This is a genomic window from uncultured Sphingomonas sp. (genome assembly GCF_946477935.1).
Classification (GTDB): Bacteria; Pseudomonadota; Alphaproteobacteria; order Sphingomonadales; family Sphingomonadaceae; genus Sphingomonas.
Map to the genome: position 1 here is coordinate 1 of NZ_CAMLAC010000147.1, position 9,076 is coordinate 9,076.

Sequence of the window (9,076 nt, forward strand, 5' to 3'; positions counted from 1 at the left end):
GCGCCTTGTTCCTCCCGGCCTCCAACCCCCGCGCCATCGCCAAGGCCGGAACGCTGCCCTGCGACGCCGTCATCCTCGACCTCGAAGACGCGGTCGCCCCCCACGCCAAGGTACAGGCCCGCGCCGCCGCACTACAGGCGGCAACAGAAGGCTTTGGCGAACGCCGGCTCATCATCCGCGCCAATGCGTTCGATACACCCTGGGGAGAAGCCGACTGCGCCGCGCTGCGCAACGCTCCCGTCGATGCCGTCCTGCTCCCCAAAGTTGACAGCCCGGAAGACCTTCGCCGCGCGCGCGCGTTGATCGGACAGGATGGGCCGCCGCTATGGGCGATGATCGAAACCTGTCGCGGCGTGCTGGCCCTTCGCGATCTCGTCGCTACCGCTTCCGCGCTGCGTCTGGGCGGCCTGATCGCGGGCACCAACGATCTCGCCAAGGAGATGCGACTACCCGCCGACCCGCACCGCACCGCACTGATGCCGCTGCTCATGCAAATGGTGGTCGCGGCCCGCGCTTATGGCCTGACCGTGCTGGACGGCGTCTGCAACGCGCTGGACGACGTCGATCGTTTGGCGGCGGAATGCGCACAGGGGCGGATGCTGGGGTTCGACGGCAAGACGCTGATCCACCCGTCGCAGATCGCGCCTGCCAATACGGCGTTCGGCCCGAGCTCCGACGAGATCGCCTGGGCCCGGGCCGTTGTCGCCGCCTTTGCCGATCCGGCCAACGCCGCGCTGGGCGCGATCAGGCTGGACGGACAGATGGTGGAGCGGCTCCACCTCGCGCAAGCCGAACGCCTGCTGGCGCTCGGCTGACGGGCATCACATGCCGTTCAGCATCTCGAGGTGATGCTGGACGACCGGCGCGATCTTGGCCGCCGCCGCCTTCAGCGGTGCCGCCGTACCCGACTGGGCATAGCCCTGATGCAGCGCCAGCGCCTGCTGGTGTGCGGTCTTCTGCTGCTGCACATACAATTGGTCGCGTTGCGTGCCCGACGCCTGGCGCAGTTTCGCGACCATGTCGGCCTGCATCGGCTCCAGCTTGGGCGGCGCCGGCCGCACGCCTGCCTTGGCCGCTGCCGCCTTTACATCCGCCGTGCTTTTGGAATGATCGCGGATCATCGCCTGCGCGAAGGTGCGGATCTTGGGGTTGGTCGATCGCAGGACGAGCTGGCTCGACTCCTTCTCGTACAGGTCGCTGGCACCCGCCTTGGCGACGAACTGCGCCGGGGTCACCGTCTGGGCGAACACGGCGGTCGGGGCGGCGGCGACCAGCGCCGCCACGGTCATCATGCGAAGCATCGTCATCTTCTCCTCCTGTTATTGGTCTTTTGCGGTGCCCGGCTCGGCCATGCCGCGATGCTGGCTGGCCAGCACCGAATCCGGCACGATGTGCGCCGCTGCCGCCTGCAGCTTGTTCTTCCAGCCCGACACGATCGACGCCTTGCCTGACATCAGCGCATCCCAGCCGTCCTGCGCGACCTTGGCGGGATCGTCCTTCTTCGGATCGGTGCCGACATCGGTATCCATCATGCCGGCGCGGTCGAAGAACTCGGTTTCGGTCGGCCCCGGCAGGAGGTTGGTCAGCGTGACGCCCTTGGCGTCCTTCAACTCGTCCTGGATCGCCGCGACGAAGCTGTCGATGAACGCCTTGGTGCCGTTATAGACCGCCTGGAAGCTGCCCGGGATGAATCCGGCGATCGACCCCGTCACCAGCACCTTGCCGGCATCCCGCGCTACCATCGGCTTCAGCACCTTTTGCAGCAGGTACAGCGTACCGGTGATGTTGGTATCCACCACCAACCGCCAGTCCTTCACCTCCTGGTCCAGAAAGCCCTTGCCCAGCCCGTGCCCGGCATTGGCGCACAGCAGATCGATCTGCCGTCCGCCGGCGGCACTGAGCAGCGTGTCCACCCCTTCCAGCGTGGAAAGGTCCGCTTCCACCGCCTCGACACTGGTGCCGAACTGCCGGATGTCGGCGGCGGCTGCCTGGATCAGATCTTCATTGGCGACGACGATCAGGTCATAACCGTTCTTGGCGGCCAGCGTCGCCAGCTCGAACCCGATGCCGGTCGACGCGCCCGTCACGATCGCGAATTTGTCAGCCATCCTCTTCTCTCCTTCAGGCCGTCATGCCGGGCTTCAGCACGATCTTGGTCACTTCGTTCTGCTGATCGTGGAACATCTTGTACCCCTTGGGGGCATCCTCCAGCGGCATGCGGTGCGAGATCATGAACTCGGTATCGATCTTGTCCTCCATGATCGCGTTCAGCAGCGCGGGCATGTAGTGCTGGACATGCGTCTGCCCCGTCTTCAGCGTCAGGCCCTTCTCCATGAAGGCCCCCAGCGGGAACTTGTCGACATAGCCGCCATAGACCGCCGGCATCGACACGCGCCCGCCCTTGCGGCACGCGATGATCGCCTGGCGGATCGAATGCGGACGGTCGGTGCCCAGGAAGGTCGACGCCTTTATCTGGTCGATGACATTGTCGACGAACAGGCCGTGCGCCTCCAGGCCGACCGCATCGATCACCGCATCGGGGCCGATCCCGCCGGTCATCTCCATCAGCGCCTCATAGGTCGCCGATTCCTCGAAGTTGATCGTCTCTGCGCCGAACTTCTTCGCCAGTTCCAGCCGGTGCGGGAAATGGTCGATCGCGATCACCCGCTCGGCGCCCATCAGGAACGCCGATTGCACCGCGAACAGCCCGACCGGGCCACACCCCCAGACCGCCACCGTATCGCCCGGCTCGATCTGCGCATATTCGGCCGCCTGCCATCCGGTCGGCAGGATGTCCGACAGGAACAGCACCTTGTCGTCCGAAACACCGTCGGGGATGACGATCGGCCCGACATCGCTGAACGGCACGCGGACATATTCCGCCTGACCGCCCGCATAGCCGCCGGTCATGTGGCTGTAGCCGAACAGCCCCGCCATCGGCGTGCCGTACAGCTCCATCGAGATGTCCTGATTGTCCGCCGGCAGGCTGTTCTCGCACGCCGAATACTGGTGCTTGCCACAGTGATAGCAGCTCCCGCACGAGATGGTGAAGGGCACCACCACGCGCTGCCCCTTCTTCAAGGTCGATTTCGGCCCGGTCTCGACCACCTCGCCCATGAACTCATGGCCCAGAATGTCGCCCGCCTTCAGCGTCGGGATATAGGCATCGTACAGATGCAGGTCCGATCCGCAGATCGCGGTCGAGGTGATCTTGATGATGGCATCGCGCGGGTTCAGGATCTCGGGGTCCGGAACCGTATCCATGCGGACGTCGTGCTTGCCGTGCCAGGTGAGTGCGCGCATCGGCTCAGCCCTTTCGTTGTTCGAGTTCGGCGCGGGTATGCGCACCGGTGGCGATCTCGCCGGTTTCCAGCAGTTGCTTCAGGCGGCGCAGGTCGCGGCGCGCCTGGATCGCCGGTTCGCGCTGGAACACCTTGGCGACCAGCTTGCCGATCACGCCCGCCGGCGGATCATAGACGATCGTCGCCGTCACCACCGTGCCGCGCGCACCTGCGTCGCGGAACTCCACCACGCCGGAATTTTCCACGTCCGCCCCGGGCTCCGAGGTCCAGGCGATCAGCCGGTCCTTCTCCTCCTGCGTGACGCGCGCGTCCCATTCCACCGTCTTGTCGGCCGGCGCCTTCACCACCCAATGCGAGCGCGCATCGTCCAGAATGTCGATCCGTTCCACATTGTCCATGAAGGTCGACAGATTGTTGAAGTCGCGGAAATAGCTGTATACTTCACCGACCGGGCGGTTGATCGTCACCGCGCGGCCGATGATCGTGCCGCCCTTGCCCTCGATCAGATCGGCGGTAGCGGCCGCTGCGGCATCGCTGTGTTTCGACGCGGCCAGTGGTGCGTCGTCGGATTGGCGAGTTGCCATATCGTCACCCATCGGGTCCTCCGGGTTGCCAGATGGGCGTCCAACCGCGTGGTCGGGTCCATCGGTTCCAGCGATCGGCGACGATCAGCCAAATATCCCTGCAAACATGATCTCGATCAGTTTCAAAGATTTGGCAAACTGATGCAGATCAGGATGATCTGGCGCCAAGATGCCGTTCCAGCATCTCCAGGGCGACGCCCAGACAGGCCAGCCGTACCGGCCCGCGTCCGATATCGCCGAAATGCGCCTCGCGGTGATCTGCCTCACCTCCGCGAACGGCACAGGCGAAATGAACCAGCCCAGGTTCGTCCCCCGGGGCGCCCGGCCCGGCAAAGCCCGTGATCGCGATCGCGACATCACCATGGCTATAGGCCAGCGCCCCTTCCGCCATCGCCACCGCCACGTCCCGGCTCACCGCGCCGCACCGATCGATCTTGTCGGATGCGATGCCCAGCAGTTCGCATTTGGCCTTTTCGCTATAGACGACGAAGCCGCGTTCGAACGCGTGGCTCGCGCCCTCCACATCGGTCAGCAACGATGCCAGCAATCCGCCGGTGCAGCTTTCCGCCGTGACGATCGACCGGTTCGCGGCGCACGCCGCCTCCAGCACGCGTTTCGCCGCCGCCTCGACGGCATCCGGCACCGATGCCAGGGTTTCGCTCATCTTCACGCTCTCCCACGGTCAGGCTGTCGCCCGACAACGGAGGCGCCCCCGATCAGGTTGCGGCAGAGTTGTTTTCGATCAATATGTTACGCGCAAATTCGGCCGGATCAGCGCCCGATCCAGTCCGCGACCTGCACCGCCACCTGGTTTGCCGCCTGGTTGATCGCCGGCCCGGCATTTTGCGCATCGATCGCTGCCACCGGCACCCGCGCCTCGAAACGACGCTTCTCGACACTGGTCTGCCCGGCGCGGATCAGCGCCGCGTCGAACGTCACCACCGCCTCGCGCGTCGCTTCTTCCACGCCGAACGCACGCAATTCGCCGTTCAGCCGCGCCCCCGGATCGCTGACGGACTGGGTGGTGGACAGGACCACCCGGCCCGTCCGCGCCGCCACCGTATCGGACATCAACCGCGCGAACAGCCGCGCCGGCGGCTCGGCCCACTGCGCATCCTTGATATAGGCGATCGACGTCGCCGATACCTGCACCGGCACCCGGCCGGTGGCCAGCGCCTGCGGCACCGCCGGCACCTGGATGGTGATCGACTTGGCGGCGGCCGAGTCCTGCTCCTGCCCGACCGGCACCGCCGTCTGGGCGCTGAGCGTCATCAACGAGGGCGGCGGCTCCGCCCCGAACCGGATGCAGGCGGCGAGCGGCAGCATGGCCGCCAGGCAGAGAAGCGTCTTCTTCATGGCGGCCCTCACTTACCCTTGTAATCCGGCAGCTTCTGCTGCCCGACGAGCGATCCTGCGCCCTGCTGGTCGATCTTTTCGGCGATCGAGGCGAACGAGGCGGCGGTCACGTGCAGATCGCGTACCAACTGCCCGACCTCGGGCACCGTCTGCTTCGAGAAGGCCTGCAGGCCCGGCCGCGCATCCCCCACCGCGGCGTTAAGCGTCTCGGCACTCTCCTGCGCCGACAGGATCGCCTTGTTCAGATTGGCCATCGCCGGCTTCACATCCTCGGCCAGCACGCCGTTCGTGGTCTGCGCCAGTTGCCCGATCGACTGCGCCGCATCGCCCGCCTGCTGGATCGCGACCCGGGTCTGCGCCAGCGTCGCCGCAATTTCAGGCCCACGATCCGCCAGCGCGTCGGACAGGCGGTTGGTATTGTCCAATATGCCGGCGATCGACGCCTGGTTGCGATCCGACAACAGTCCGGTCAGTCGCTCGGTCAGCGTCGACAGCCGCTCCAGCAACTGCGGCGCGGAGTTCAGGATCGCGCCGATGCCGCCCTGCTTGGTCGGGATGACGGGCACGTCATAGGGGCAGAGCTGCCGGCGGTTTTCTTCCGGGCAGGCGATCGGCTGTGCGCCCTTGCGGGCACCGTCCAGCGCCACCGTGCTCGTCCCGGTAAAGCTCGCCGAGATCGACGCGGTGGTGCCCTGCAGGATCGGCGTCTGGTCGTTCACCGCGACGCGCACGCGCACATATTGCGGATCGGGACGCCACAGTGCGATCTCCTTCACCTGTCCCGAAGGCACGCCCGAATAGGTGACCGCCGACCCCTTCGCCAACCCGTCGACCGACTGGCGGAAGAAGATGTCATATTCCTTCTCGGACGTACCGCCCAGCCGCGCGATCCACACCGTGAACAGCGCCAGCACGGCCAGCAGGATCAGCACGACGGTGCCGACGAGAACATGATTCGATCGCGTTTCCATCAGCGTGTCCCTCGCTCGCCCCGAGCGTTATCCTGTGTCTCACCGCGCGCCGCATTGTCGGCCGCTCCGCCCAGCGACGGCTGGCCGGTGGTACGCGCCGTCACTTCCGTCGGATGCGCATCCGCCTGCGCATCGGCCGAGCTCTGCGCATGGCTTTCCTTGGCGGCGACGGCGGCACGGCCGCGTGGTCCCTTGAAATATTCCTCGATCCAGGGATGGTCCAGCGCCAGCAATTCATCGATCGTGCCCACCGCGATGACCTTCTTGTCGGCCAGCACCGCGACCCGGTCGCAGATCGCATACAGCGTATCCAGATCGTGCGTGATCAGGAAAACGGTCAGCCCCAGCGTCTTTTGAAGCGACTTGGTCAACTGGTCGAACGCCGCCGCGCCGATCGGGTCCAGCCCCGCGGTCGGCTCGTCCAGGAACAGCAGTTCCGGGTCGAGGGCGAGTGCCCGTGCCAGGCCGGCGCGCTTCTTCATGCCGCCCGACAGTTCGGCCGGATATTTCGGCCCGGCATCCGCCGGCAGGCCTGTCATCACCACCTTGTAGGACGCGATCTCGTCCATCAGCGCGGGCGACAGTTCCGGGTAGAACTCCCGCAACGGCACCGCGACATTCTCCGCCACGGTCAGCGTCGAGAACAACGCGCCGCCCTGGAACAGCACGCCCCAGCGCTTGCGGATCGATACCGCCTCGGTCTCCTCGCGGCCGATCGTCGGTTCACCGAACACGGTGATCTCGCCGGTGTCAGGCGTCTGGAGGCCGATGATCGAGCGCATCAGCACAGACTTGCCCGTGCCCGATCCGCCGACCACGCCCAGTATCTCGCCCCGCCGCACGTCCAGATCGAGCCCGTCATGGATCACCTGCTCGCCGAAGCTGTTGCGGATGCCGCGGACCTTGATGATGTTCTCGTCGCGCGCCGCCATCAGTCCCAGCCCACCCAGGTGAAGAACACCGCAAAGAACGCGTCGAGCACGATCACCAGGAAGATCGCCTGCACCACGGCAGAGGTGGTGCGCAGGCCCACCTGCTCGGCATCCGATTCCACCTGCATGCCCTGGAAGCACCCGGCAATCGCGATGATGGCGCCGAATACGGGCGCTTTGATCAGGCCGACATACAGGTCGGTGATGGGCACCACTTCGCGGATGCGGGCAACGAAGGTGACGGGCGGGATGCCCAGCGACACCGCGGCCAGGAAACCGCCGCCGATCATCGCGATCAGCGACGCATAGAAGCCGAGCAGCGGCATCAGCGTCACCGCCGCCAGCGTCCGCGGCAAGACCAGCGCCTCCATCGGCGACACGCCGATGACGCGCATCGCATCGATCTCCTCGGTCAGCTTCATCGTGCCGAGCTGCGCGGCAAAGGCCGATCCGGAGCGCCCGGCGACCATGATCGCGGTCATCAGCACGCCCAGCTCGCGCAGCGTCAGCCGCCCGACCAGGTTGATCGTGAACACTTCCGCACCGAACTGGCGCAATTGCACCGCGCCCTGCTGCGCGATGACGATACCGATCAGGAAGCTCATCAGGCCGACGATGCCCAGCGCCGACACGCCCACCGTCTCGAACTCATGCACCACCGCATTGAAGCGGAACCGGCGCGGATGGCGGATCACGGCGAGCGCAGCCAGCGTCGTCGCCCCCATGAAGCCCAGCAGACCGTAGAGCGTGCGGAACGAAGTGACCACGGCATCGCCGATCTCACCGGCGACGCGCGAAAACGGGCTAACCGCCTGCGGCCGCATCGCCACCGGCTTGTCGGCACTCACCACTTCGTCGAACAGCGAGCGGCTGGCATCGTTCAGCCCCGCCACCTCGGCATCGTGGCGTGCAGCGAAGCGGTGGATCACCCAGGCGCCGACGGTATCGATCCGGTCGACATCCGACAGGTCGACGCGGCGCACCGCGCCCTCATGCCGCTCCAGCCGGTCGGGCAGGTCGCCCATCGTGGCCAGCAACAGATCGCCCGTGAAGCGCAGCGCTCCGCCGTCCGCATCGTCCTGGCTGAAATCGGCCTTGGCGCTCATCGCGTGCCTCTTTGCGGGAAAGTGCCGCAAACGGCAAGGCGGCTCGCACCCGCGACGAACCGCTGCTGCATTGAAACGACACCCGGCAGTGTCGTTGTCACAACAGCACGTCCACACCGTGGATGGCAAGTCCGACGATGCCGCCGACCAGCGTACCGTTGACCCGGATATACTGCAGATCGCGGCCGACCGCGTTTTCCAGCCGCGTGGTGATCGTGCGCGCATCCCACCCGCGTACGGTTTCGGACACGAGGCGAACGATGCCGTCGCCATAATCCGCCGCGACACCCACCACGGTACGGCGAACGAAGCGATTGATCGTGCGTGCCAATCCGGGATCGGCCTGCACCGTACCGCCCAGTTGCCGCAGCATCTCCCCCAGCTTGCCCGCCATCGCCGCCTCCGGATCGCGCGCGATCTTCAGCATCGCTTCGCGCGCCTGCTCCCACAGTCCGTCCAGCCAGCGCTGCATCGCCGGATTGGCGATCATCTCGGCCTTCAGCGCTTCCACCCGCGCCCGCGTCTCGCGGTCGTGCTGCAGGTCCCAGGCCAGGCGATCCAGCCCTTCCTCCATCTTCAGCCGCAGCGGGTGCTCGGAATCTTCCGCCATATCGTTCAACAGCTTGTCCAGCCCCCCGATCAGGCGATCCGCCACCGTCTCATCCAGCCCCGTCCACCGCAGAATCGCCCCCGCGCGCTCATGCACCATCGCCCGGATCAGCGCCTCGTTCGACGCCAGCGCACGCGCTGCCCACCGTATGCCCCCATCCAGCAACGGCGCATGCCGGTTCTCCGCCACCGCCGCCTTCAGCAACTGCCCCAGGA

Annotated in this window: 11 protein-coding genes; 1 reads left to right on the plus strand and 10 read right to left on the minus strand. The window is 66.3% G+C overall.

Translation table 11 applies throughout. The features are described from left to right. Positions 1–815, plus strand: an 815-nt coding sequence (locus Q0U08_RS14140) for a CoA ester lyase (protein ID WP_298092050.1), incomplete at its 5' end; no start/stop codon positions are given. Between the two features lie 6 nt (positions 816–821). Here Q0U08_RS14140 and Q0U08_RS14145 read toward each other — a convergent pair. The 10 genes from Q0U08_RS14145 to Q0U08_RS14190 form a co-directional block, all read right to left on the minus strand. Then, the gene (locus tag Q0U08_RS14145; protein WP_298092051.1) at positions 822–1,307 is read right to left on the minus strand and encodes a DUF4142 domain-containing protein; all 486 of its coding nucleotides are present in this window, start codon (positions 1,305–1,307) and stop codon (positions 822–824) included. 12 nt (positions 1,308–1,319) lie between these two features. After that, positions 1,320–2,108 carry an SDR family oxidoreductase gene (locus Q0U08_RS14150; RefSeq protein ID WP_298092052.1) on the minus strand — a complete coding sequence of 263 codons (789 nt, stop codon included), beginning with the start codon at positions 2,106–2,108 and terminating at the stop codon, positions 1,320–1,322. Between the two features lie 13 nt (positions 2,109–2,121). Beyond that, positions 2,122–3,303 (minus strand): zinc-dependent alcohol dehydrogenase, encoded by a 1,182-nt coding sequence (locus Q0U08_RS14155; RefSeq protein ID WP_267351131.1) that lies wholly within the window; start codon positions 3,301–3,303, stop codon positions 2,122–2,124. A gap of 4 nt (positions 3,304–3,307) precedes the next feature. After that, a complete protein-coding gene (locus tag Q0U08_RS14160) occupies positions 3,308–3,898 on the minus strand; it encodes an SRPBCC family protein (protein WP_298092054.1) in 591 nt (196 codons plus the stop codon). A 136-nt stretch (positions 3,899–4,034) separates the two neighbouring features. Continuing rightward, a complete protein-coding gene (locus Q0U08_RS14165) occupies positions 4,035–4,550 on the minus strand; it encodes a CinA family protein (protein ID WP_298092055.1) in 516 nt (171 codons plus the stop codon). 107 nt (positions 4,551–4,657) lie between these two features. Then, positions 4,658–5,242: an ABC-type transport auxiliary lipoprotein family protein gene (locus tag Q0U08_RS14170; RefSeq protein WP_298092058.1), complete on the minus strand. Its 585-nt coding sequence runs from the start codon at positions 5,240–5,242 to the stop codon at positions 4,658–4,660. An 8-nt stretch (positions 5,243–5,250) separates the two neighbouring features. Next, complete coding sequence (locus tag Q0U08_RS14175) at positions 5,251–6,213, minus strand: MlaD family protein (RefSeq protein ID WP_298092060.1); 963 nt, start codon at positions 6,211–6,213, stop codon at positions 5,251–5,253. Beyond that, complete coding sequence (locus Q0U08_RS14180; RefSeq protein ID WP_298092061.1) at positions 6,213–7,145, minus strand: ABC transporter ATP-binding protein; 933 nt, start codon at positions 7,143–7,145, stop codon at positions 6,213–6,215. The genes Q0U08_RS14175 and Q0U08_RS14180 overlap by 1 nt, the downstream gene beginning before the upstream one ends. After that, positions 7,145–8,251: an ABC transporter permease gene (locus Q0U08_RS14185; RefSeq protein ID WP_298092064.1), complete on the minus strand. Its 1,107-nt coding sequence runs from the start codon at positions 8,249–8,251 to the stop codon at positions 7,145–7,147. The genes Q0U08_RS14180 and Q0U08_RS14185 overlap by 1 nt, the downstream gene beginning before the upstream one ends. A 97-nt stretch (positions 8,252–8,348) precedes the next feature. Continuing rightward, positions 8,349–9,076, minus strand: a 728-nt coding sequence (locus Q0U08_RS14190) for a DUF445 domain-containing protein (RefSeq protein ID WP_298092066.1), incomplete at its 5' end; no start/stop codon positions are given.